This is a genomic window from Streptomyces pseudoechinosporeus, from assembly GCF_054783935.1.
Map to the genome: position 1 here is coordinate 66,579 of NZ_BAAGPS010000050.1, position 22,608 is coordinate 89,186.

General features: G+C 69.9%; 22 protein-coding genes. 13 read left to right on the plus strand and 9 right to left on the minus strand.

The features are described from left to right. Positions 1-38 precede the first annotated feature (38 nt). The 6 genes from ACYVO6_RS34325 to serC all read left to right on the plus strand — a co-directional run bounded on the left by ACYVO6_RS34325 (position 39) and on the right by serC (position 4,973). A complete protein-coding gene (locus tag ACYVO6_RS34325; RefSeq protein WP_352377434.1) occupies positions 39-455 on the plus strand; it encodes a roadblock/LC7 domain-containing protein in 417 nt (138 codons plus the stop codon). Beyond that, on the plus strand, positions 452-808 hold the full coding sequence (locus ACYVO6_RS34330) for a DUF742 domain-containing protein (protein WP_461068130.1): 357 nt from the start codon (positions 452-454) through the stop codon (positions 806-808). The genes ACYVO6_RS34325 and ACYVO6_RS34330 overlap by 4 nt, the downstream gene beginning before the upstream one ends. Next, entirely contained in the window at positions 789-2,045 is a 1,257-nt protein-coding gene (locus ACYVO6_RS34335; protein ID WP_461068132.1) for a cytochrome P450, read from the plus strand. The genes ACYVO6_RS34330 and ACYVO6_RS34335 overlap by 20 nt, the downstream gene beginning before the upstream one ends. Next, positions 2,042-3,256, plus strand: coding sequence for a cytochrome P450 family protein (locus ACYVO6_RS34340; protein ID WP_461068134.1), 1,215 nt, complete (start codon positions 2,042-2,044; stop codon positions 3,254-3,256). The genes ACYVO6_RS34335 and ACYVO6_RS34340 overlap by 4 nt, the downstream gene beginning before the upstream one ends. Positions 3,257-3,358: 102 nt before the next feature. Then, on the plus strand, positions 3,359-3,721 hold the full coding sequence (locus tag ACYVO6_RS34345) for a hypothetical protein (RefSeq protein ID WP_461068136.1): 363 nt from the start codon (positions 3,359-3,361) through the stop codon (positions 3,719-3,721). Positions 3,722-3,854: 133 nt separating this feature from the next. After that, a complete protein-coding gene (gene serC / locus ACYVO6_RS34350) occupies positions 3,855-4,973 on the plus strand; it encodes a phosphoserine transaminase (protein WP_461068138.1) in 1,119 nt (372 codons plus the stop codon). A gap of 112 nt (positions 4,974-5,085) precedes the next feature. Here serC and ACYVO6_RS34355 read toward each other — a convergent pair whose 3' ends face one another. After that, the gene (locus ACYVO6_RS34355) at positions 5,086-5,910 is read right to left on the minus strand and encodes an ABC transporter permease (RefSeq protein WP_461068140.1); all 825 of its coding nucleotides are present in this window, start codon (positions 5,908-5,910) and stop codon (positions 5,086-5,088) included. Beyond that, entirely contained in the window at positions 5,907-6,911 is a 1,005-nt protein-coding gene (locus tag ACYVO6_RS34360) for an ATP-binding cassette domain-containing protein (protein WP_461068142.1), read from the minus strand. Before ACYVO6_RS34360 ends, ACYVO6_RS34355 begins: the two co-directional genes overlap by 4 nt. 125 nt (positions 6,912-7,036) lie before the next feature. Here ACYVO6_RS34360 and ACYVO6_RS34365 point away from each other — a divergent pair, with 125 nt between their 5' ends. Further along, on the plus strand, positions 7,037-7,798 hold the full coding sequence (locus tag ACYVO6_RS34365) for a TetR/AcrR family transcriptional regulator (protein ID WP_461068144.1): 762 nt from the start codon (positions 7,037-7,039) through the stop codon (positions 7,796-7,798). 31 nt (positions 7,799-7,829) lie between these two features. Beyond that, positions 7,830-8,234 carry a PPOX class F420-dependent oxidoreductase gene (locus tag ACYVO6_RS34370; protein WP_461068146.1) on the plus strand — a complete coding sequence of 135 codons (405 nt, stop codon included), beginning with the start codon at positions 7,830-7,832 and terminating at the stop codon, positions 8,232-8,234. Between the two features lie 54 nt (positions 8,235-8,288). On the opposite strand, the gene ACYVO6_RS34375 is transcribed toward ACYVO6_RS34370, so the two are convergent. Next, entirely contained in the window at positions 8,289-9,275 is a 987-nt protein-coding gene (locus ACYVO6_RS34375; RefSeq protein ID WP_461068148.1) for a WD40 repeat domain-containing protein, read from the minus strand. Positions 9,276-9,403: 128 nt separating this feature from the next. On the opposite strand from ACYVO6_RS34375, the gene ACYVO6_RS34380 reads away from it, so the two are divergent. Next, positions 9,404-10,078 (plus strand): SGNH/GDSL hydrolase family protein, encoded by a 675-nt coding sequence (locus tag ACYVO6_RS34380; RefSeq protein ID WP_461068150.1) that lies wholly within the window; start codon positions 9,404-9,406, stop codon positions 10,076-10,078. Positions 10,079-10,176: 98 nt separating this feature from the next. Beyond that, complete coding sequence (locus ACYVO6_RS34385; RefSeq protein ID WP_461068151.1) at positions 10,177-10,755, plus strand: Uma2 family endonuclease; 579 nt, start codon at positions 10,177-10,179, stop codon at positions 10,753-10,755. A gap of 73 nt (positions 10,756-10,828) precedes the next feature. Here ACYVO6_RS34385 and ACYVO6_RS34390 read toward each other — a convergent pair whose 3' ends face one another. After that, positions 10,829-11,764: a nuclear transport factor 2 family protein gene (locus ACYVO6_RS34390; RefSeq protein ID WP_461068153.1), complete on the minus strand. Its 936-nt coding sequence runs from the start codon at positions 11,762-11,764 to the stop codon at positions 10,829-10,831. Positions 11,765-11,950: 186 nt separating this feature from the next. Between ACYVO6_RS34390 and ACYVO6_RS34395 the strand changes: the two genes are divergently transcribed. After that, a complete protein-coding gene (locus tag ACYVO6_RS34395) occupies positions 11,951-12,946 on the plus strand; it encodes an aldo/keto reductase (protein ID WP_461068155.1) in 996 nt (331 codons plus the stop codon). A 192-nt stretch (positions 12,947-13,138) separates the two neighbouring features. Here the strand turns inward: ACYVO6_RS34395 and thpR are convergent, their stop codons facing one another. The 3 genes from thpR to ACYVO6_RS34410 all read right to left on the minus strand — a co-directional run bounded on the left by thpR (position 13,139) and on the right by ACYVO6_RS34410 (position 15,720). Further along, positions 13,139-13,708: an RNA 2',3'-cyclic phosphodiesterase gene (gene thpR / locus ACYVO6_RS34400; protein ID WP_461068157.1), complete on the minus strand. Its 570-nt coding sequence runs from the start codon at positions 13,706-13,708 to the stop codon at positions 13,139-13,141. A 79-nt stretch (positions 13,709-13,787) separates the two neighbouring features. After that, the gene (locus ACYVO6_RS34405; RefSeq protein WP_461068159.1) at positions 13,788-15,164 is read right to left on the minus strand and encodes an MFS transporter; all 1,377 of its coding nucleotides are present in this window, start codon (positions 15,162-15,164) and stop codon (positions 13,788-13,790) included. Between the two features lie 118 nt (positions 15,165-15,282). Further along, the gene (locus ACYVO6_RS34410; RefSeq protein WP_461068161.1) at positions 15,283-15,720 is read right to left on the minus strand and encodes a MarR family winged helix-turn-helix transcriptional regulator; all 438 of its coding nucleotides are present in this window, start codon (positions 15,718-15,720) and stop codon (positions 15,283-15,285) included. A 162-nt stretch (positions 15,721-15,882) separates the two neighbouring features. Here ACYVO6_RS34410 and ACYVO6_RS34415 point away from each other — a divergent pair, with 162 nt between their 5' ends. Continuing rightward, the gene (locus tag ACYVO6_RS34415) at positions 15,883-16,065 is read left to right on the plus strand and encodes a ribbon-helix-helix protein, CopG family (protein ID WP_461068163.1); all 183 of its coding nucleotides are present in this window, start codon (positions 15,883-15,885) and stop codon (positions 16,063-16,065) included. Here the strand turns inward: ACYVO6_RS34415 and ACYVO6_RS34420 are convergent. Then, the gene (locus tag ACYVO6_RS34420) at positions 16,050-16,373 is read right to left on the minus strand and encodes a DUF2530 domain-containing protein (RefSeq protein WP_461068165.1); all 324 of its coding nucleotides are present in this window, start codon (positions 16,371-16,373) and stop codon (positions 16,050-16,052) included. The genes ACYVO6_RS34415 and ACYVO6_RS34420 overlap by 16 nt on opposite strands. Before the next feature lie 153 nt (positions 16,374-16,526). Here ACYVO6_RS34420 and ACYVO6_RS34425 point away from each other — a divergent pair, with 153 nt between their 5' ends. Beyond that, on the plus strand, positions 16,527-18,923 hold the full coding sequence (locus tag ACYVO6_RS34425) for an HAD-IC family P-type ATPase (RefSeq protein ID WP_461068167.1): 2,397 nt from the start codon (positions 16,527-16,529) through the stop codon (positions 18,921-18,923). Between the two features lie 164 nt (positions 18,924-19,087). Here ACYVO6_RS34425 and ACYVO6_RS34430 read toward each other — a convergent pair whose 3' ends face one another. Next, a complete protein-coding gene (locus ACYVO6_RS34430) occupies positions 19,088-22,231 on the minus strand; it encodes a sacsin N-terminal ATP-binding-like domain-containing protein (protein WP_461068169.1) in 3,144 nt (1,047 codons plus the stop codon). Between the last annotated feature and the right edge of the window lie 377 nt (positions 22,232-22,608).

The window sequence follows — 22,608 nt, forward strand, 5'->3', positions numbered from 1 at the left end:
GCCCACGCGACCCCCCACCCGGAAGGCGACCCCACCCCATGACCGGCACCACCGCGACCGTGACCGCCGACGAGAAGCTCAGCTGGCTCATCGAGGGCCTGCTGGAACGCACTTCGGGCGCCCGGCACGCGCTCGTGCTCTCCCGCGACGGGCTGAAGCTGTGCCGTACGGGAGGGCTCACCGTGGACCAGGCCGATCAGCTCGCCGCGATCGCCGCCGGGATCCAGTCGCTGACCCATGGGGCGTCCGTGGAGTTCGGGGACGGCAGTGGGGGCGTCCGGTCGGCGATGGCCGAGTTCTACGGCGGGGTCCTGTTCATCGTCGAGGCGGGCTCGGGCGTACACCTCGCCGTGGTCACCGACGAGGAGGCGGACGCCGGGGTCGTCGGGCACAACATGAGCGAGTTCGTGGAACAGCTCGGCGGACATCTGAGCGCGCAGCCGCGTACGTCATGAGCCGCCCGGGCAGGGACGACAAGCCCGATCGGCTCTACACCGTCACCCAAGGCCGCAGCCGGCCCGCGCCCGACACCCCGTTCGACCTGGTCACGCTGGTCGTCGCCGAGTGCGATCCGGTGCCGGGCATGCAGTCCGAGCACGCGGCGATCCTGCGGCTGTGCGAGCGGCCGACGGCGGTCGTGGAGCTCGCCGCCATACTGCGGCTGCCGGTGAGCATCACCCGGATCCTGCTGTCCGACCTCCTCGCCGCGGGCCGCGTCAGCGCCCGCCATCCGCGTACGGGACTCTCCTCCGGCGTCCCCGATCCCGACATCCTGGAGCAGGTGCTCGTTGGACTCCGTAACCTCTGACGGTCGTACGCCCATCGGCGCCGACCCCGTTCCCCTCGGCGGGCCCCGGTTCCAGACCGAACCGGCCGAGCTGTACCGCGAGATGCGGCGCGAGCACGGTGCCGTGGCGCCGGTGCTGCTCGACGGTGACGTACCGGCGTGGCTCGTCCTCGGCTATCGCGAGCTGCACCAGGTCACCGGCGATCCCGTGCTGTTCAGCCGGGACTCCGACCTGTGGAGCCAGTGGCCGCACATCCCCGACGACTGGCCGCTGCTGCCGATGATCGGCCGCAAACAGCCGTCGATCCTCTACACGGTCGGCGAACGGCACCGCGAGCGCGCCGCGATGATCAGTGACGCCCTCGAAGCCGTCGACCCCTTCGAACTGCGCGGCCACGCCGAGAAGTTCGCCGACGAACTGATCGACGCGATCTGCGCCAAGGGCGAGACGGACATCGTCGCGGACTACGCGACGCTGCTGCCCGTGCGCGTACTGGCGACCCTGTACGGGTTCGCCGACGAGCAGGGCCCCGGTCTGGTCACCGCCCTCAACGACATGATCAACGGGCGCCAGGACGCCATCGCGGGGCAGCAGCATCTCGCCTCGTCCATGGCGCGGTTGGTGGCGGACCGCGCGGAGCGGCCCGCGGACGACGTGGTGAGCCGCATGCTCGCCGACAGCTCCGGCTTCACGCACGAGGAGATCACCCAGGACCTCATGGTGATGATGGCCGCGGGCCATCAGCCGACGGCCGACTGGATCGGCAACTCGTTGCGGCTGATGCTGACGGACGACCGCTTCGCGGCCTCGCTGTTCGGCGGCCGGCACAGTGTCGCCGAGGCCATGAACGAGGTGCTGTGGGAGGACACCCCCACCCAGAACGTGGCCGGCCGCTGGGCCTCCCGCGACACCCAGCTCGGCGGGCGCCGTATCCGCGCGGGCGATCTGCTGCTGCTCGGCCTCCAGGCCGCCAACAGCGACCCGCAGGTACGCGTCGACGGCTCCGCCCTCACCGGTGGCAACAGCGCGCACTTCTCCTTCGGCCACGGCGAGCACCGCTGCCCGTTCCCGGCCCAGGAGGTCGCCGAGGTCATCGCGCGTACGGGCATCGAGGTGATCCTCGACCGGCTGCCCGACCTCGACCTGGCCGTACCGGCCGAGTCCCTCACGCGCCGTCCGTCCCCGTGGCTGCGGGGGCTGACGGAACTGCCCGTGCGGTTCTCCCCGATCTCTGCCCTTGGAGGCACGCCCGCATGACGACTCGTATCGCCCTGGATCCCTTCGTCACCGATCTCGAGGGCGAGAGCGCCCGGCTGCGTGCCGCGGGGCCGCTTGCCGCCGTGGAGTTGCCGGGTGGGGTTCCGGTGTGGGCGGTCACGCATCACGCCGAGGCCAAGCAGCTCCTCACCGATCCCCGGCTGGTGAAGGACATCAACGTCTGGGGCGCCTGGCAGCGCGGCGAGATCCCGCCGGACTGGCCGCTGATCGGGCTCGCGAACCCCGGCCGTTCCATGCTCACCGTGGACGGTGCGGACCACCGTCGTATGCGCGCCCTTGTCGCGCAGGCGCTCACGCCGCGGCGCGTGGAGCGGATGCGGGAGCGGATCACCAAGCTGACGACCGATCTCCTCGACGCGCTTCCCCAGGGCGCCGGCGAAGTCGTCGACCTGAAGGCGGCGTTCGCATACCCGCTTCCCATGTACGTCATCGCGGACCTCATGGGCATCGATGACTCCCAACTCCCCCGCCTCAAGGAGCTGTTCGAGAAGTTCTTCTCGACCCAGACGCCACCGGAGGAGGTCATCGCCACACTCACGGAACTGGCGGGGATCATGGCGGAGACGGTCGCGGCGAAGCGCTCCGCTCCCGGCGACGACCTGACCAGTGCGCTGATCCTGGCCTCCGAGGACGGCGACCACTTCACCGACGAGGAGATCGTCTCCACCTTGCAGTTGATGGTGGCGGCCGGTCATGAGACGACGATCTCCCTCATCGTGAACGCGGTCGTGAACCTGTCCACGCATCCCGAGCAGCGCGAGCTGGTGCTCGCCGGGGCCGCCGACTGGCCGTCGGTGATCGAGGAGACGTTGCGCTGGTCGACGCCCACGTCCCACGTCCTGATCCGTTTCGCGACGGAGGACGTGCCGGTCGGCGACAAGATCCTCCCGGCGGGCGACGCCCTGATCGTCTCGTACGCCGCGATCGGCCGTGACGAGAAGGCCCACGGGCCTTCGGCCGACGAGTTCGACATCACGCGCGTCCCGGAGAACCGCCACATCTCTTTCGGCCACGGCCCGCACGTCTGCCCCGGCGCGGCACTGTCCCGCCTGGAGGCGGCCGTCGCACTGCCCGCGCTGTACGAACGGTTCCCGGACCTGGACCTGGCAGTCCCGGTGAAGGAGCTCCGCAACAAGCCGGTGGTGACGCAGAACGATCTGTTCGAGCTGCCGGTGCGCTTGGGCCGGTGAGGTCCGCCTGGGGATGCGGTCGGGCGGCGCCTCGGGAGGGGTCCCAGGACCGGCGGTTTACAAATGCCGGGCGGGAATCCCCCCAACCAGGAGGTCCAACTGATGAGTACCGGTATGCGCAGGCGAGCCGCGACCACTGCCCTGACGCTGACCACGGCGGGCGCGCTGGGCTTCGGCCTGATGGCGCCGGCGGCGTACGCCGCACCCGGGCCCTGCTACGACGGGCGGTGCAAGACCACTGTGTCGGCACCCAAGACCATCAACGTCAAAAGCAGCAAGTTCGGGTTCGGGAAGCTGAAGATCACGTCCATCAGCTCCCGGTCCGTGAGGATGTCGGCCGCCGGCGGGGCACTCACCGGCAGCACCAGCCCGGGCGGCGTCGTCCAGTTCAACAACCTGAAGATCTGGGTCAAGTCGGTCTCCGGCAGCAAGGCCAAGCTGCAACTGTTCCCGACGCGCTACTGACCCTGCCTGACTCTGTCTGGCCCTGTCCGGGCCTTTCGTCGAACCCCGGCGCGTTCGTCTCGCGTCGGGGTTCGTCGTCTCACCCGACGGACGACGTTTCGCCCAGGTTTCCGGGAGCGGATAGGCTCCCGTCGTGGCTGAGATCCAGATTCCCGCTGACATCAAGCCCGCCGACGGACGATTCGGCTCGGGCCCCTCCAAGGTGCGGACGGAGGCGCTGGACGCGCTGGCCGCCACCGGTACATCCCTCATGGGCACCTCCCACCGCCAGGCCCCCGTGAAGAACCTCGTCGGCAAGGTCCGCGAAGGCGTGCGCGATCTCTTCTCCCTCCCCGAGGGGTACGAGGTCATCCTCGGCAACGGCGGCTCCACCGCGTTCTGGGACGTCGCGACCCACGGGCTGATCGAGAACAAGTCGCAGCACCTGAGCTTCGGCGAGTTCTCGTCCAAGTTCGCGAAGGCCGCGAAGCTCGCCCCGTGGCTGGCCGAGCCGGCCGTCATCGCGAGTGACCCGGGCACCCACCCGGACCCGCAGGCCGAGGCGGGCGTCGACGTCTACGCCTTTACGCACAACGAGACCTCCACCGGCGTCGCGGCCCCCGTCAAGCGGGTCGAAGGTGCCGACGAGGGCTCCCTCGTCGTCGTGGACGCGACGAGCGGCGCCGGCGGCCTCCCCGTCGACATCGCCGAGACGGACGTCTACTACTTCGCCCCGCAGAAGTCCTTCGCCGCGGACGGCGGCCTGTGGATCGGCATCTTCTCCCCGGCCGCCATCGAGCGCGCCGAGCGGATCCACGCGTCCGGCCGCCACGTCCCGGAGTTCTTCTCGCTCCCGACGGCGATCGACAACTCCCGCAAGAACCAGACGTACAACACCCCGGCCCTCGCCACCCTCTTCCTCCTCAACGACCAGTTGGAGTGGCTCAACGGCCAGGGCGGCCTGGACTGGTCGGTCCGCCGCACCGCCACCTCCGCCCGCACCCTCTACGGCTGGGCCGAGGACCTCAAGTACGCGAACCCCTTCGTCACCGACCCGGCCAAGCGCTCCCAGGTCATCGGCACGATCGACTTCTCGGACGAGGTCGACGCCGCCGCCGTCGCCAAGGTCCTGCGCGCCAACGGCATCGTCGACACCGAGCCGTACCGCAAGCTCGGCCGCAACCAGCTCCGCGTCGCGATGTTCCCAGCGATCGACCCGGCGGACATCGAGGCCCTCACGAAGTGCGTCGACTACGTCATTGAGCGGCTCTGACCACTCAAGTTCGTACTCAGGGACTCGGGTACGCGGATATCGGTCTCGTACGTTGATGGGGGCGCCCGGCACTTTCCCCGTGCCGGGCGCCCCCATTTCCGTACCGCCGAAATCACCTGCTGAGCTTCTGGAACCTGCGTACCGCCAACGGCAGGAAGATCGCCGTCAGGATCACCGGCCACACCCCGGACATCAGCAGCGCGTGCTGCTCGACCCAGGAGTCGCCGCTGCCGACCGGCGTCCCGAACAGTTCGCGCGTGGCCGCGGCCGTCGACGAGATCGGGTTCCAGGCCGCGACGAAGCCCAGCCAGTCCGGCATCAGCTGGGGCGCGACGAAGATGCTGGAGATCATGGTCAGCGGGAAGGCGACCGCGAACAGGCCGCCCGCCGCCTCCGGGTTGGGCACCAGCAGCCCGAGCCACACGCCGAGCCAGATCAGCGAGAGCCGCAGCCACAGCAGCAGGCCGAAGGCGAGCAGGAAGTCCAAACCGCCGTTCGGACGCCAGCCCATGGCGACCGCGGTGAGCATCAGGATCGTCAACTCCGCGCAGGCCACGATCAGATCGGTGACACCGCGCCCGGCGACGACCGCGGACGGCGCCATGGGCATGGAGCGGAAGCGGTCGATGACGCCGTTCGTGGAGTCGTACACGACGACCGTCGCGGTGTTGATGAAGCCGAAGGCCATCGTCATCACGAACATGCCCGGCATCAGGAAGTCCTTGTAGTCCCCGCCGCCGGGCACCTGCATCGCGCTGCCGAAGACGTACCCGTAGAGGAGGACGGAGAGGATCGGGAAGCCCAGCATCCAGGCGATGTTGACCGGTTGGCGCTGGTAGTGGGTGAGGCCGCGGCGCACGATGTTCCAGCAGTCGGCGAGGGCCCAGTAGGCACGACCGTGGCTGCTCTGTCCGGTCGTCAGGTCGAGCGCGCTCATGCCGCCGCCCCTTTCTTGGAGTCCTGGGGGTTCTTGGGGTTCTTGGGGTTCTTGGAAACGTCCGTACGGTGTCCCGTCAGGCGCATGAAGACGTCGTCGAGGCTCGGCCTGCGCAGCCCGATGTCTTCCACCTGGATCCCCTCGTCCTGAAGGGTGCGTGCCACCTCGGTGAGGGCGAGCACCCGGTCGGTCACCGGTGCGTGCACCTTCAACTCGGTCTCGTCCGTCTCCGGTTCGCCGTCTGCGACCCGGGCGACGACCTTCACAGCGCGCGGGATGTCGGCGCGCTCGGCGAGGACGACCTCGATACGGTCGCCGCCGACCGTGTTCTTCAGCCCGTCCGGGGTGTCGTCGGCGATGGCGCGGCCCTGGTCGATCACGGTGATGTGCGAGGCAAGCTTGTCGGCCTCCTCCAGGTACTGCGTGGTCAGCAGCACCGTGGTGCCGCCGGTCACCAACGCCCGTACGGATTCCCAGACTTCACCGCGACCGCGGGGATCGAGCCCGGTCGTCGGCTCGTCCAGGAACAGCACGCTCGGCGTGAGGATCATCGAGGCGGCGAGGTCGAGGCGACGCCGCATGCCGCCGCTGTACTTGCCGACTCCCTTGTCGGCCGCGTCGACCAGATCGAACTGCTCCAGAAGCTCACCGGCCCGCAGCCGTGCCCGCTTCCCGCCCAGGTGGAACAGCCGGCCGAACATCTCCAGGTTCTGCCGCCCCGTCAGCACCTCGTCCACAGCCGCGTACTGACCGGTGAGGCCGATCCGCGCCCGTACCTCCCGCGGCTGCCGTGCCACGTCCAGGCCCGCCACCTGCGCCTGTCCGCCGTCGAGCCTGATGAGCGTCGACAGGATGCGGACGGCGGTGGTCTTGCCCGCGCCGTTCGGCCCGAGCAGGCCGTGTACGGTGCCCTCCCGCACCGCCAGGTCGAAGCCGTCGAGGGCGCGCTTCTCCCCGTACCTCTTCTCGAGCCCTTCGGCCCGGACCGCGTAACCGCTCATGTGCACCCCTCCCGTGAATCCCGAACCACCCTGAAATCCCTGCGGCAACCCAAAACTGAGTACGCCGTACTCTTTTGAGAGTACACCGTACCCAGTTTCTGGTCCAAGGGATTATCCTGAAGCACATGGCGAGCACGTCGGGTCCGGACACCAGTGGCAGCGGAGACATCGTCCGCACCCTCGAACTGCTGTGGGACACGGGCCGCCGGCCCAGTCGTGGCCCGAAACCGGGCCTGACGCTCGACCGGATCGTGGAAGCCGCCATCGGGCTCGCGGACGCGGAGGGCCTGGAGGCCGTCTCGATGCGCCGGCTCTCCACAGAGCTCGGCACCGGCACGATGTCCCTGTACCGCTACGTCCCCGGCAAGGGCGAGCTGCTCGACCTGATGCTGGACCGCGTACATCGCCCGGCCGGGGACGACTCCGTCTTCGGTGAGGGCTGGCGGGCGGCTCTGGAGACCATGGCCCGCGAGACTCTCGCCCTCTACCGCCGCCATCCCTGGCTGCTCCAGGTGAACCAGTCCCGCCCGGTGCTCGGCCCGAGCGCCGTCGAGGGCATGGAGAAGGTACTCGTCCGCATCAAGCCCACGGGCCTGTCCGACCCCGAGCTGATCTCCGCGATCGTCATGATCGACGGGTACGTCGTCGGAGCCGCCCGCACGCAGCTGTACGAGAAGGAGGCGGAACGGAAGTCGGGCCTGACGGACACGGAGTTCTGGTCGGCCCAGGCCCCGGTGCTGGAGAAGGTCATGACCAGCGGCCGCTACCCCGTCCTCGCCTCGCTCGGCGAAGAGACCTTCGGGTCCGGCTTCGACCACTTCGAGTTCGGGCTGCAGCGCATGCTGGACGGGCTGGAGTCGTTCATCGCCCGACGCAGCAAAGAGTGACAAACAGGGCGGTCGGTGCCTCTATGGAGGCATGAGCATTCCCGTCACGCGCCCCGAGCTCGTCCCCTTCGCCAGGCAGTGGGCCGTGCTGCTGACCACCCACAAGAAGGACGGCACAGGCGTGGGTACTCCGGTGAGTCTCGTCGTGGAGGGCGACCACGCGTACTTCCGTACGCCGGGCAAGGCGTCGAAGGTCAAGCGGCTGCGCCGCGACCCGGAGGTGGAGCTCGCCCCCGCCACCCCGCGCGGCGCCCCCGTAGGGCCGCAGATCCACGCCCGGACCCGGCTGCTGGAGCACGGCAGCGAGGAGGACCGGCACGCGGCGAAGCTGCTGCGCCGTAAGCACCCGTTCCTGCAGGGCGTCCTCGTGCCGATCACCCACAAGGTGATGCGGACGCCGACGCTGCACTACGAGGTGCGGCCGGTGGGGAAGTGAGATGCGCGGCGGGGCTGCTTCTTGGCCTGAGTCGCCGGTGAGCCGGTCAGCCGGTCAGGACCCGCGCCTCAGCAGCCGCTTGAGCCCGTACAGGACGGCGAGCCCGGCGGCGAGAGCGATGGCGGCCATCTTGAAGTCGCCGTTCGACCCGTCACCGGCACTGTCCCCGTCGGCCGCCGAACTCCCGTCCTCCGAAGGGGACTTGCTGTCCTCCGCACCCGGTACGTTGCCGGGCTCGACGGAACTCTCCGTTCCCTCGCTCCCGAACAGCAGCGTGGACCCGTCGGGGGTGTAGGCCACCGACTCCCCCTGCCTCTGGAGCGGCACGCTTAGCCGCCCCTGCCTCTTCGGCTTCCCGCCGTTCCACTCGTACGCGACCCCGCCGAAGTACGCGCGCAGGGCGAGCTGTTCGCCGTCGGGCGCGAAGGCGCCGTCGGTGACCTCCAGGTCGATGTCGGCGATACGCTTGAAGACGTTGGTGCCGCTGGGGCTGAGCGTCGCGGGCTGCTCGTACAGCCCGCCCCCCTGCTCGTTCTTCGAGGCGATGTAGACCTTCCCGGTCTTCGGATGCACCATCAGCGCCTCCGCGTCCCGGGCTCCGTCCGCGTACTTCACGACGTACTGCGTGGCACGGACACTCTGGTCCCTGAGCTGCCCGGGCTCGGGCAGCTTGTAGATCCAGACGTACTCCCATGTGCCGCCGAGGTTGTCCCCGATGTCGCCCACGTAGAGGTCTCCGTCGGGCCCGATGGAGATGGCCTCTACGTCTCGGGGGGTGCCCACGCCCGTCATGGTGATCGTCGCGACGGTGTCGCCGGTCTTGCTGTCGATGGCGTAGAGGAAGGCACCCTTGTCCTGGTCGTTGTGGGTCCAGTAGATCCCCGGGTGGGCTCGGGAGGCGACGAGGCCGCTGGACTCGGTAATCCTCGGGTCCTTGATCGTGAACCCCTCCGAGCCGTCGTCCCCGTCGGCAGCGGTGGCGGGCGCGCCGAGCGCGAGGACGAGCAGGGCTGAGGCGAGGAACGACAACGAACGGCGCATGCCCCCAAGCGTGCCATCCCCGCGAGACGTTCACGCCCGCGAGGCGATCACGACCGCGTGTCCGGCCTCACACCCCAGCTCGGGCCTTGGCGAAACCTGCTTGCGCCTTGATCAAGGATGATGAGCGGATGCTCAGGTTCATGCCCGTAGGCGACTCCCAGACCATCGGCAGCGCGGGCGAACACACGTGGCGTTACCGGATGTGGCAGCACCTGCGCGCGACGTACGGCGGCCCGTTCCGCATCGTCGGCCCCCGCGAGACGCTCTACGACAAGGCGACGGACACCGCCGACTCGTACGAGTACGCCGACCCGGACTTCCCCCGCTCCCACCTGGCGGGCTGGGGCGAGGGCTGGCACCACATGACCCCACTGATCGCCGAGGCGGTACGCACGCAACGGGCGGACGTGCTGCTGGTTTCGCTGGGCCTGATCGACCTGGGCTTCTACACGGACGCGAGCCGGACGGCGGCGAACGCCCGCTCCTTCATCACCGAGGCCCGCTCGGCCAACCCCCGCGTGGCGATGGTCTTCCTGCCGGTGATCCCGAACGTGAGGGCGGATTCGGACGCGGATTTCGCCACCGAGGTCGCCCGCTTCAACGAGCTGCTGGCGAAGGCGGTGGCGGACCTGGACGAACCGTCGTCCCCGCTGTTGCTGGCCTCGGCCCCGGAGTCGTACGACCTCAACCTGGACACGGACGACGGCACGCATCCGAACGCCTCGGGCGAGCACAAGATCGCGGCCGCTTTCGCCGAAGCGATGTATCAAGCTTGGGACTTGGGGGAGCCGTACGAGGTCTGACGCCCTCCTCGTACGACCCTGCGTGACCCGGTCACCGTGCGTATCGTTGTACTGCGCGGCTGTACTCGACCGAGGGGCAGCCGGGGAGGAGCGCCACGATGACCGTCCTTGAAGACAGGATCAAGATGGCCGACATCAACGAACAGACTTTGGACGAGCTGTTCGACCGGATGAACGTCCCCGAGGGCTACAAGGCCGAGATCGTCGAGGGGACCTTCTACATGTCGCCGCAGCGGGACGTTCACTGGGAGACCATTCGCGCGATCATCTGGGCGCTCGAGGATCGCTTCGGCAGGCGCGCGAAAGTGTTCTCGGACGTCCGCATCGACTTCCCCGGCCATGAGAACGGCTTTGCCCCGGACGTGGTGAAACTGCGCGACGGCTCCGAGAAGGACGACGAGGGCCGCTGGCGCCACGAGGACGTCGAGTTCGTCGCCGAGGTCATTTCCAAGGGCACCGGCATGAACGACTACGGCCCCAAGAAGAAGGCCTACGCGCTCGCCGAAGTCCCTGTCTACCTCATCGCCGACCCCTACGTGGGCAAGTGCCGCCTGTTCACCCAGCCCAAGGACGGCGACTACGACAGCGACCTCTCCATCACCTACGGCGGAGACGTCGACATGACCGCCACCATCCTCGGCCTCACCCTCAAGACCGACGAGTTCCCGCGCGATTAGCGAGCCGCCCGCGTTCTCCGCCGCGTGATGCCAACCCGGGCGGCAACAGCGACCTGCCCGAGTGATCTCGTCCTCAGAACATCGTGTTGTCGTTGGCGGAGTTCTCCGGTACGTCCTGGATCACGTCCCAGTGCTCGACGATCTTTCCGTTCCGCACCCGGAAGAGGTCGATGATCGCCTGGCCCCGCTCCCCCGGCGCGTTCACGTAGTGGCTGTGGACCGCCACCAGGTCGCCCTCGGCGACGACCCGCTTCGGGGACACCTTCAGCTGCGGGAACGCGTCGAAGTACGCGCCCAGGCCGGACTTCACGCCCGTCACACCGTCGGCGATGGCCGGGTTGTGCTGGTGGTACTCGGGGCCCACGTACTTGTCGACGGCGGACAGGTCCTTCTCGACCAGGAGCTGGTCGACGTACGCCGTGACCAGCTTCTTGTTGTACGCGGTGAGCCGGCGCGGGCCCGGCTTGTTCGTGCGGGGCCAACTCTCCGTGGAGAACATGTCGTTGCCGTTCGCCGTGGTCGCCGGCACCTCCTGCCCCGTGTCCCAATGCTCGGCGATCTTCCCGTCCTGGAAGCGGAAGATGTCGAAGACGGCGCTGCCGCGCGTACTCGGCGTCAGGACGACGTTGGAGTGCACGAGCACCAGGTCGCCCTCGGAGATGACCCGCTTGATGTCGTACTTGGCGTCCGGGAACTGCTGGCTGAGGGCGGTGCCGAGGTTCTTGAGGGTCTCGGCGCCGTCGGGAGCGAGCGGGTTGTGCTGGATGTAGTCGGGCCGTACGAAACGGTCGACGACCGACGTGTCGCCTCGCTCGAACACGCCCTTGAGCACCTGGACGGCGACGGACTTCTGGTAGCCGAGGCGGGCGGAGTCGCCGTAGGCGACCTGGTGCGCGGGGGTGGCCGAGGAAGGAGCCGCGGCGGCGGGCACGACGGCCACAGCGGTGAGGGCTGCGGCGGCCATGAGCGCGGTGGCGAGGGTACGGCGGGCGGGTGCGGTGGCGGTCATGGGGTGCTGATCTCCGGTCCTGTGGGGGAGGAAAGCGGGAGGCATGGCATGCAGAGCATCTAGACATTGAAAGTTCAAGATCTTGCTCACCGAAGGAAAGCACTAACCGGCAGTTAGTGTCAAGATCGGTCCCAGCACCGGCCTGCCCTTGCGTAGAGCGCACTCCAAGCTCTTGGCTTAGCAGTCATGAAGTACACGCAGCTCGGACGCACAGGACTCAAGGTCAGCCGACTCGTCCTCGGCACCATGAACTTCGGTCCGCAGACCGACGAAGCGGACAGCCACGCGATCATGGACGGCGCGCTGGACGCGGGGATCAACTACTTCGACACCGCCAACGTCTACGGCTGGGGCGACAACAAGGGCCGTACGGAGTCGATCATCGGCAGCTGGTTCGCCAAGGGTGGCGAGCGGCGGGACAAGGTCGTGCTGGCCACCAAGGTGTACGGGAACATGGCGCCGGACGGCAGCACCGTGTGGCCCAACCACGACAAGCTGTCCGCGCTCAACATCCGGCGGGCGGTGGAGGCCAGCCTGAAGCGCCTCCAGACCGACTACATCGACATCTACCAGTTCCACCACATCGACCGGCGGACCCCCTTCGAGGAGATCTGGCAGGCGATCGACGTCCTGGTGCAGCAGGGCAAGATCCTGTACGCCGGATCCTCCAACTTCCCCGGCTACAAGATCGCCCAGGCCAACGAGATCGCCGCCCGGCGCGGCGGCACCATCGGCCTCGTCAGCGAGCAGTGCCTCTACAACCTCGCCGAACGCCGCGCCGAGATGGAGGTCATCCCGGCCGCGCAGGACTACGGCCTGGGCGTCATCCCCTGGTCCCCGCTGCACGGCGGCCTGCTGGGCGGCGTCATCAAGAAGGAGGTCGAGGGCGGGCGGCGTGCCTCCGGCCGGTCGGCCGACGCGCTCGCCAACACCGCCGTACGCGCCCAGATCCAGTCGTACGAGGACCTGCTCGACAAACACGGCATCGAGCCCGGCGAGGCGGCGCTGGCCTGGCTGCTCACCCGGCCGGGCGTGACGGGCCCGATCGTCGGCCCGCGCACCGCCGCTCAGCTCGACTCGGCCGTAGCGGCGGTCGACCTGGAGCTGTCGGAGGAGCTGCTGACCGGCCTGGACGAGATCTTCCCGGGTCCGGGGCCGTCGCCGGAGGCCTTCGCCTGGTAGCACCAGTGGGCCCAGCAGCACCGGGTGCACGCCTGCGCGCGTACGCATCCACGTACGCGTGCGGGCGGCAGCGGTCGACTACATGCCGAGCGCTGACGCCAAGGCCACCACCACGAACATCAGCACAAGTACGCCGGCCATGATCCGGTTACGTGTCTTCGGGTCCACGTGGTCGAGCGTAACCGCACGGCCTCAGATGCCCGAGCCGAGGGTCCAGCGGGCGAACGTCTCGTAGCGGGGGCGTTCGCCCGGTACGCCCGACTTGGGGAGATTGCTGCGGACCAGGCACAGCTCGGCCACGGTCCACGGGCGCCCGGCGAAGTCGTTCAGCAGGGCGGTGTACGGGGCGAAGTCCGCCGGGCCCCGGCTCCGGGCGACGGTGAGGTGCGGACGGTAGCGGCGGTGCTCCTCGATCGGGACGCCCGCCTTGCGTGCCGCCGCCTCCGCTCGCTCGGCGAGCAGCCGCATCGTGCCCACGTCCCCGGTCGCGCCGATCCACAGCGCCCGGCCGCCGAAGTGGCCTCCGGCCCGCAGTTCCAGCGCGAACGGATCCGTCCGGTGCGCCGCCCGCTCAAGCCTCGCCGACAGATCCGGTACGAGTGCGTCGTCGACCTCGCCGTAGAACGCGAGCGTGAAGTGCCAGCCGGGCCGGCCCGTCCAGCGCAGGCCCTCGGCACCCGGCAGCTTCCTCAACTCGTCGACGGCCGAAGCGAGTTCAGCAGTCACATCCTCCGGCGGCAGCACTGCGGCGAAGAGTCTCATGGAGCCAGTCTCCCCGCCGTGCGCCTTCGCGCCGGAGCGTCCGGGCTCCGGCCCGCCGAACGGCCGAGGCGCCCCCGCTCTACACCACCGTCGCCAACTCCCGCTCCCGCTTCCCCTCCCGCGGCACGAAGCGGACCCGCGGATGCCCGTGGTGCCAGCCCACCGACAGCCGCAGGCCGCCGACTCGGGCGAGGATCAGGCCCACCGTCGCCGCCGCCAGGAGCGAGATCAGGCCGCCGAACGCGAAGCCGGTGCGGGCGCCGAACGTGTCGGTGATCCAGCCGACGATGGGTGCCCCCAGCGGCGTACCGCCGACGAAGACCATCATGAACAGGCTCATGACGCGGCCGCGCATGGCGGGGTCGGTGGCCATCTGGACGCTGGCGTTGGCGGTGGTGTTGACCGTCAGGGCCGCCATGCCGGTGGGGATCATGAGCAGGGCGAAGAGCCAGTACGACGGGGACAGTGCCGCCGCGATCTCCAGTACGCCGAACAGCAGGGCCGCGCCGACCAGGATCCGCAGTCGCACCGAGCCGCGGCGGGCGGTGAGCAGGGCGCCGGCGACCGAGCCGACCGCCATGAGGGTGTTGAGGAAGCCGTACGTACCGGCGCCCGCGTGGTAGACCTCGTCGGCGAACGCGGTGAGCCAGATGGGGAAGTTGAAGCCGAAGGTCCCGACGAAACCGATGAGCACGATCGGCCAGATCAGTTCGGGCCGGGAGGCCACATAGTGCAGACCCTCGCGCAACTGGCCCTTGCCGCGCGGCACCCGCTCCACCTTGTGCAGTTCGCTCGTGCGCATCAGGAGCAGGCCGGTGATGGGGGCGAGGAAGGCGAGGCCGTTGATCAGGAAGGCCCAGCCGCTGCCGACCGTGGAGATCAGGACGCCCGCGACGGCGGGGCCGATGAGGCGGGCGGAGTGGAAGTTGGCCGAGTTGAGGCTGACGGCGTTGCGTACCTGGTCGGGGCCGACCATCTCGGAGACGAAGGTCTGCCGGGTCGGGTTGTCGACGACGGTGACCATGCCGAGCAGGAACGCGATCAGATACACGTGCCAGACCTGCACCTGGCCGCTGAGCGTGAGCACGGCGAGCGCGAGACCGCACAGGCCGAGCGCGCCCTGGGTGAAGAACAGCATGCGGCGCTTGGGGTAGCGGTCGGCGATGACTCCGCCGTACAGGCCGAAGAGCAGCATCGGCAGGAACTGCAGCGCGGTCGTGATGCCGACCGCGGCCGAGGAGCCGGTCAGGCTCAGCACCAGCCAGTCCTGGGTGATACGGGACATCCAGGTGCCGGTGTTGGAGACGATGGCTCCGGTGGCGAAGAGCCGGTAGTTCCGGATCCGCAGCGAGCTGAAGGTCGACGACTTGGCCGATTGGGCCGTTGGGGTGGTGGCGGTGGGGGAATCGGGGGTGTTCGGTCCGGGGGCGGAGTCTGCTCCGGGTCCCGTACTCAACAGGGTTCGCCTCCTTTGACTAGGGGTGCGGCCCGAAGGGCCTCGGTTGAGGGTGGTGGTGGGAGACGGGCGGGATCACGACGACATGGGCTGCGTACGGTTGTGCCTGCCCGTACGGCTACAGGTGCGCCAGCTTCTCCAGGACGGGCGCCGCCTCGCGGAGCTTGGCCCACTCGTCCTCGTCGAGGCCGTCGACCAGTGAGGCCAGCCACACGTTCCGCTTGCGGCGGCTCTCCTCGAGCATCGCCTCTGCCCGCTCGGTCTGCGTGACGACCTTCTGGCGCCGGTCGTCGGGATGCGGCTCCAGCCTGACCAGGCCCTTGGCTTCGAGCAAGGCGACGATGCGGGTCATCGAGGGCGGCTGCACATGTTCCTTGCGGGCGAGCTCGCCCGGCGTGGCGGTGCCGCAGCGGGCGAGGGTGCCGAGCACCGACATCTCGGTCGGGCTCAGCGACTCGTCGACCCGCTGGTGCTTGAGTCGGCGCGACAGGCGCATCACGGCGGATCGCAGAGAGTTCACGGCGGCAGCGTCGTCGCCATGGGTGAGGTCAGGCATGTTCTTTAGCGTAACTCATTACTCTCGCTAAAGACCACCCGAACGACCATTCTTGCCCGTGACCCCGGCCACCGAAGCCCGCCTTGATCCATATGAGTGAGATAGGGCCGAAACGTGATGCGCGACACAGCCGGCGGCGGCAACCCTCGTACCCTCGTGCCCATGGGGACCAGCGTGCTCAGTCTGCGGATGGACCGGGAGTTGCTCGAACGGCTCCGGGGCCATGCGGCGAAACGGGGAATGAGCGTCCAGGACTATGTCGTCCAGACGCTCATCCGGGATGACTTCGACGAGCGGTTCCAGGCCGCGGTCGAGGAGACGGAGAAGTTCTACGGGGTCACGTGACCCTCACTCCGCCGCGGCGGAGTGGAATCGGCGCCGGCATCCGTCCGGGCATCGATGTCGGCCTCGGCCGCGACGCGCTTGATCGCCGCGTCCCACCTGCGTACGTACCAGATGCCGATCAGCCCGAGTCCGGCACCGGCCAGGCAGGTCCACAGCCACCACAGATGCCCGTGGTCGTCGAACCAGCCGTAGAAGGGAAGCTGCGCCAGGAAGAGGACGAACCAGAGGATCGTGCCACCCGTGACGGTGGCGACAACGGGCCCTTCAAGGGGTTCCGGTGCCTCGTGCCTGGGTGTCCACTTCGCCATAGGGACAGCTTACGGGGGTTACGGAGGCGGCCCCCGTGCCCCGGGCGCCCCGTACAACTACGGCACCATTTACCGGCGTTCCCGTCCTCCCCTGGTCGGATCTTTACCGCACCCGGCGTGTGAAGCCCCAAATCCCCCCGTACCGTCGTCTGCATGACGCACATCGACGCGGGCGCCGAACTCGATCCCGTGCATCCAGTGCCGGCTCCCCTCACCTGGGCGAGAGGCCTGACCACCGCCGAGGTCGCCGAGCGGGTGGCCCGGGGCGAGGTCAACGACGTACCGGTACGCAGCAGCCGCTCCACGGTCGACATCATCCGCGCGAACGTCTTCACCCGCTTCAACGCGATCATCGGCGTCCTCTGGGTGATCATGCTGGCCGTGGCGCCGATCCAGGACAGCCTGTTCGGCTTCGTGATCCTCGCGAACACGGGCATCGGCATCATCCAGGAGTGGCGCGCGAAGAAGACCCTGGACTCGCTCGCGGTGATCGGCGAGGCACGGCCGACCGTACGCAGGGACGGGGCCGCCACCGAGGTCAGCACCTCCGAGATCGTGCTCGGGGACCTGATCGAGATCGGGCCCGGCGACAAGATCGTGGTGGACGGCGAGTGCGTAGAGACCGACAGTCTGGAGATCGACGAGTCGCTGCTCACCGGTGAGGCGGACCCGGTCGTCAAGCAGCCCGGCGACCAGGTCATGTCGGGCAGCTTCGTGGTGGCGGGCGGCGGCGCGTTCACCGCCACGAAGGTGGGGCGCGAGGCGTACGCGGCGCAGCTCGCCGAGGAGGCCAGCCGGTTCACGCTGGTCCACTCCGAGCTCCGCTCCGGTATCTCCACGATCCTCAAGTACGTGACGTGGATGATGGTCCCGACCGCGATCGGCCTCATCATCAGCCAGCTCGTCGTCAAGGACAACGACTTCAAGGACTCCGTCGCGCGGACCGTCGGCGGCATCGTCCCGATGGTCCCCGAGGGTCTGGTGCTGCTGACGTCGGTGGCCTTCGCGATCGGCGTCATCCGGCTCGGCCGCAAGCAGTGCCTCGTGCAGGAACTCCCCGCCATCGAGGGTCTCGCCCGCGTCGACACCGTCTGCCTCGACAAGACGGGCACGCTGACCGAGGGCGGCATGGACGTCCGCGAGCTGCGTGCGCTGGACGGCCACGACGAGGCGTACGTACGCACCGTGCTCGGCGCGCTCAGGGACTCGGACCCGCGGCCGAACGCGTCCTTGCAGGCGATCATCGACACCTACCCGAACGGCTCGGGCTGGCGGTGCCTTCAGTCGCTGCCGTTTTCCTCGGCGCGCAAATACAGCGGGGCGTCCTTCAGCGAGGGCGACGGCGAGTCGAGTACGTGGCTGCTGGGGGCGCCCGACGTACTGCTGCCCGACGGAGACCCGGCGCTCACCGAGACCGAGCGGCTCAACGAGGAGGGGCTGCGGGTGCTGCTGCTGGCCCGGGCCGCGCGCGAGCTGGACGATCCCGCGGTCGCCCAGGGCGCCGCGCCCACCGCCCTCGTCGTCCTGGAGCAGCGGCTACGCCCTGATGCCGCGGACACGCTGCGGTACTTCGACGAGCAGAACGTACGGGCCAAGGTGATCTCCGGCGACAACGCGGTGTCCGTGGGCGCGGTGGCCGGAAAACTGGGGCTCACGGGGAACGTCGTGGACGCGCGCCGGCTGCCCGCCGAGCAGAGCGAGATGGCCGAGGTGCTGGACACGGGCACGGTGTTCGGGCGGGTCACCCCGCAGCAGAAGCGGGACATGGTGGGCGCGCTCCAGTCGCGCGGGCACACGGTCGCGATGACCGGCGACGGGGTGAACGACGTGCTGGCCCTCAAGGACGCCGACATCGGCGTCTCGATGGGGTCCGGTTCGGAGGCCACACGGGCCGTGGCGCAGATCGTGCTGCTCAACAACAGCTTCGCGACGCTTCCGTCGGTGGTCGCGGAGGGACGGCGGGTGATCGGCAACATCACCCGGGTCGCGACGTTGTTCCTCGTCAAGACGGTGTACTCCGTGCTGCTGGCGATCATGGTGGTGATCTCGCAGGTCGAGTACCCGTTCCTGCCCCGGCATCTGACGCTGCTGTCGACTCTGACGATCGGGGTTCCGGCGTTCTTCCTCGCGCTGGCGCCCAACAAGGAGCGGGCGAGGCCGCACTTTGTGCGGCGGGTGATGCGATATGCGATTCCGGGTGGTGCTGTTGCTGCGGTGGCCACCTTTGCTACGTATCTGATCGCTCGGGAGTACTACAGCGGGCCGGGGTCCTTGGCTGCGGAGACCAGTGCGGCGACGTTGACGCTGTTTCTGATCTCCATGTGGGTGCTGGCGATCATTGCTCGGCCGTATACGTGGTGGCGGGTGGGGCTGGTCGCGGCGATGGGCCTCGGCTTCCTGCTGGTCCTCGTCGTGCCGTGGCTCCAGGACTTCTTCGCTTTGAAGTTGGTGGGGGCGCCTATGCCGTGGACTGCCGTCGGGATCGCGGTGGTTGCGGCGGCCACGCTGGAGTTCTCGTGGCGGTGGGTGGACCGGCGGTTTCCGGCGTAGGGCTCCGCGGGGGGGCGGTTTTCTTCCCCAGCCCCGCCCCTTCCCGAAACTGGGGGCTGCGCCCCCCCCAGGCCCCCGCCAAGGGGGGTGGGGGGTGACACTGCGTGTCGCGGCTGCGGGTGCATCGTGGCTGGTCGCGCAGTTCCCCGCGCCCCTAAAGAGCTTCAGTCGAACCAGCGGTCCCTCGCCAGCTCCTCTGTTCTTGACGGGTCCTCCAGCAGCGCAGCCACCTCGAAGCGGCGCGGCCACTGCCCCGCCGCCCAGGCCAGGCCCGCTGCCACGCCCTCCAGGGTGGCCGCGTGCAGGACGCCGTCGCGGGTGCGGCGCCAGTCGAGTTCGGTGCCGTCCACGAAGAGTTCCTCGTGTTCGACGTACGTGGCGGGGGTCGCCGGGCCCAGCAGGACGCGGACCGGGTCCGGGACCTCGTGTTCGGTGCCCTCGCTGGTCACCTCGCCCGTCACCGACTCGCTGAGGCGTCGGACCTGGAACAGTTCGGCCAGGTCGGCGGCTCGGGACGGGCGTACGGGGAGCAGGGGGACCCCCGTCGTGAACGGGAGCAGGTCCGGGGAGTCCACGACCACCGCTTCGGTCGCGTCCACGACCACGACCTCTCCGTCCCGCACCGCCCGCAGCTCTTCCGGCAGCGTCACCTGCTCCGGGTCCAGGTCCGCCAACACGCCGTAAAGCGCGTGCAGTTGGGGGGACGAGACCTCGCGGTCCGGGTCCGCGAGGCGGTCCAGGAGTTCGGCCGCGCCGCCGGGTTCGTCGAGGAGGGCGGCGACTGATGTGCGTACGCCGAGAGCCCGGAGTACCTGCTCGTCCTCGAAGCCGGTCGCGTCGGCGGCGTCGTACAGGCCATGGAGGAGGGGGTCACCGCCCGCGACGCGCAGGCCCGCCGGGCGGCGGCCGTCCAGGACCGGGTGGCCGCGCAGCCACCACGCCGTGTACGGGCGGACGATCTCGTGCGTGCCGTCCGGGAGCAGGACGCGTACCGGCTGGGTGAGGGCGTCGCGCAGGGGTGGGCGGGAGAGCAGGGCGAGGGCCTGTGGCCAGCGGTCGTCGTCGACGAGGTCGAGATCCCGTACGGCGACGATCTCCGTGGCGACCGGTGGCACGGGGGTGTCGGGCAGGCGGTCGAGTACGTCCTCGCACCAGACGTCCACGGCGTCGAGCAGGCCGATGTCGTCAGGTTCGGCGTAGTCGCCCTCGCGGGGTTCCAGTTCGTCCGGGTCGAGGACGACATCGGTGGCGCGTACGAGGGTGAAGTTCGCCAGCACGCCGCAGGCGGCCAGCGGCTGCTCGCCCCAGCGTTCGGCCAACTCGGCGTCCACGGAGGCCAGTTCGTCCTCGCGCATGACCTGAGCGAAGGGGCTGCCGGGGAGGACGAGTTCGCCGGCCGGGGCCAGTTCGCCCTCGTCGTCGGGGAGGGCGAGGGCGCCGAGCCAGGGTTCGTCGCCGGGTTCGAGGCCCGCGTCACGTACAAGGGCCAGGACGGTGTCGGCGAGTTCCTCGGCGTCCGGGGTGTCCTGCTCCCAGCCTGCGTCGTCGTCGAGGGAGGCGGCGACGGCCGTGCGGACCTGCGGGGTGGTGAGGATGGCGCGCGGGGTGGCGGGCAGGGCGCCCAGCTTCTCCAGAAGCGGGTGGGCGGCTTCCTGGTGGGCGACCTTGAGGCCGAGGCGGGCGAGGATGTCGGAGGTGGCGGCCCAGGTGTCGTGGGGGGTGGGACCGTCGGGGACCGGCAGGAGGATCTGGCGGGGGCCGATCGTCGTACGCCCGTCCGCGAGCGGCACGGGCAGTCCCGAGAGCCGGTCCGGGTCGACCCCGGCGAGGCTGTCGTACAGCCGCCGCCACCAGCCGGGCTCCTTCTCCAGCCCCGCGAGCCGGTCGATCGCCTCGCCCAGCGGTACGCGTGCGACGCCCAGCGTCCGCAGTTCCACGCGGCGTTCGAGCCCGGCGGGCAGGAGGCTGGGCAGCACCTCGGCGAGGACCCGTACGGTCTCGGCGCCGGCCCCTTCCACCACCTCGGCGTCGCGGGGGCGGAGAGCTTCGGGCAGGTCGGTGTCCTCCGCGCCCGGCGTGAGGGCCGGAGGCAGGAAAGCGGTACGCGGCAGCCGGTCCAGGATCGCCTGGCGCAGCGCACCGTCCAGCTCGCCCTTGCCGAGCGGCCCCGGCACGAGGTCGATGATCCCGGCCGAGACCGGCCGCCAGTCGGCGAGCAGTTCGGCGTACGCGTCCGCCGCCCGCTGTACGAGGAAGTCGGTCAGCGGGCCGGGGGCGGCATGACGGCGGGTCGTGTCGAGGGGAAAGGACGCGATGAGCAGGGCGGGCACGCCGAGGGCCTCGTCGCTGGGCGTGGGCGCGTGGACGACGGGGCTGGTACGGGGGCGGGCCGGGGCGCCGTCGGCGTCGACGGGTACGGCCCAGGTCACGGACCACTGCGGGCGCAGCCGCTCCTCTACGGGGCGGTCGGCCAGCAGAGCCGCTTCGAGGGGACCGTGCGCGGAGACGGTGCGCCAGCGCGTCGTACCGTCCCGCGAGTCCTCGACGGTGACGATGCCGCCTTCGCTGTGCCGCCGCAGCGTCCGTACCCCCTCGTCCCCCTCTCCGGTCTCCACGACGACCTCCTCCAGGCCGGGCAGGGCGAGGAGCAGGGCGTCGTCGACCGAGTCGAGGAGTCGCTCGGTGAGGTCCTGGGCTGCCGGGTCGCGCAGCGGGAGGATCACGACGGTGTCGTACGGGTCCGGGGCCGTGCCCTCGGCGGCGAACGGCAGCCTCAGCAGGGGCACATGGCCGTCGCGGCGGCGGATCTCGTCGTCCAGCCCTGGGCTGTGGCGGGCGGTGTCCGTGGCGGCTTCGCGGGCCTCGGCGAGGGACCAGCGGGCGCCGCCGTGCCGGCCGACGATGGCGGGCTCGTCGGTCACCGCGAGCACGGCGGCGAAGCCGACGCCGTAGCGGCCGACGGTGCCTTCGTGGTCCTCGCGCTTGGCGGAGGCCCGGAGGGTGGACAGCGACTCGACGCCGGCCGCGTCGAGGGGGGCGCCGGTGTTGGCGGCGACGAGGACGCCGCCGCGGAGGGTGAGCCGGAGGCGGCCCGGTACGCCGGCGCGGGCCGCGGCGTCGGCGGCGTTCTGCGCCAGCTCCACGACGAGGCGGTCGCGGTAGCCGCCGAGGGCCAGGTCCTCCTCGGCGTTCGCGTCCTCGCGGAACCGCGCCGGGCTGGTCGCCCAGGCGTCCAGCACCCCACGCCGCAGCCGGCCCGTCCCGAACGGGTCCGCGCCCTCGGCTGCCGGCCGCACGAACTTGGTCACGGTTCAGTCTCCTTCTTCGGGGGGCGGCCGGGGGTGCGTATCGGTCGCGGCACGAAGGTACCGGGTGCCTCCGGCGGTTGGGCGGGTGCGGGTGCGTTGTGGCTGGTCGCGCCGTTCCCCGCGGGGTGCCTCCGGCGGTTGAGCGGTTGGGTTCGCTGCTGGGTGCGGGTGCGTTGTGGTTGCTCGCGCCGTTCCCCGCGCCCCTTTGGGTCCGGTGGGTGGGTCGGGGCCGTGGGCCGGTGCGTCAGCCCGTCGCAGGCCGGGCATACGGCCCTGGGCTGGTAGAAGGTCCTGGTTCTCCGAGACCGAACCTACGCGACGGGCATACGACGCACCGGCCCACGGCCCCTCCCGCCGGGGGGAGGCTGCGGGCACGT

Bases quoted from the DNA above. Each gene is read 5' to 3' on its own strand.
- ACYVO6_RS34355 (WP_461068140.1), bottom strand. From the start codon at position 5,910: ATGAGCGCGCTCGACCTGACGACCGGACAGAGCAGCCACGGTCGTGCC.
- ACYVO6_RS34365 (WP_461068144.1), top strand. From the start codon at position 7,037: ATGGCGAGCACGTCGGGTCCGGACACCAGTGGCAGCGGAGACATCGTC.
- ACYVO6_RS34390 (WP_461068153.1), bottom strand. From the start codon at position 11,764: ATGACCGCCACCGCACCCGCCCGCCGTACCCTCGCCACCGCGCTCATG.
- ACYVO6_RS34330 (WP_461068130.1), top strand. From the start codon at position 452: ATGAGCCGCCCGGGCAGGGACGACAAGCCCGATCGGCTCTACACCGTC.
- ACYVO6_RS34420 (WP_461068165.1), bottom strand. From the start codon at position 16,373: ATGGCGAAGTGGACACCCAGGCACGAGGCACCGGAACCCCTTGAAGGG.
- ACYVO6_RS34360 (WP_461068142.1), bottom strand. From the start codon at position 6,911: ATGAGCGGTTACGCGGTCCGGGCCGAAGGGCTCGAGAAGAGGTACGGG.
- ACYVO6_RS34410 (WP_461068161.1), bottom strand. From the start codon at position 15,720: ATGCCTGACCTCACCCATGGCGACGACGCTGCCGCCGTGAACTCTCTG.
- ACYVO6_RS34380 (WP_461068150.1), top strand. From the start codon at position 9,404: ATGCTCAGGTTCATGCCCGTAGGCGACTCCCAGACCATCGGCAGCGCG.
- ACYVO6_RS34385 (WP_461068151.1), top strand. From the start codon at position 10,177: ATGACCGTCCTTGAAGACAGGATCAAGATGGCCGACATCAACGAACAG.
- ACYVO6_RS34325 (WP_352377434.1), top strand. From the start codon at position 39: ATGACCGGCACCACCGCGACCGTGACCGCCGACGAGAAGCTCAGCTGG.
- ACYVO6_RS34340 (WP_461068134.1), top strand. From the start codon at position 2,042: ATGACGACTCGTATCGCCCTGGATCCCTTCGTCACCGATCTCGAGGGC.
- thpR (WP_461068157.1), bottom strand. From the start codon at position 13,708: ATGAGACTCTTCGCCGCAGTGCTGCCGCCGGAGGATGTGACTGCTGAA.
- ACYVO6_RS34375 (WP_461068148.1), bottom strand. From the start codon at position 9,275: ATGCGCCGTTCGTTGTCGTTCCTCGCCTCAGCCCTGCTCGTCCTCGCG.
- ACYVO6_RS34395 (WP_461068155.1), top strand. From the start codon at position 11,951: ATGAAGTACACGCAGCTCGGACGCACAGGACTCAAGGTCAGCCGACTC.
- ACYVO6_RS34345 (WP_461068136.1), top strand. From the start codon at position 3,359: ATGAGTACCGGTATGCGCAGGCGAGCCGCGACCACTGCCCTGACGCTG.
- ACYVO6_RS34415 (WP_461068163.1), top strand. From the start codon at position 15,883: ATGGGGACCAGCGTGCTCAGTCTGCGGATGGACCGGGAGTTGCTCGAA.
- ACYVO6_RS34370 (WP_461068146.1), top strand. From the start codon at position 7,830: ATGAGCATTCCCGTCACGCGCCCCGAGCTCGTCCCCTTCGCCAGGCAG.
- ACYVO6_RS34425 (WP_461068167.1), top strand. From the start codon at position 16,527: ATGACGCACATCGACGCGGGCGCCGAACTCGATCCCGTGCATCCAGTG.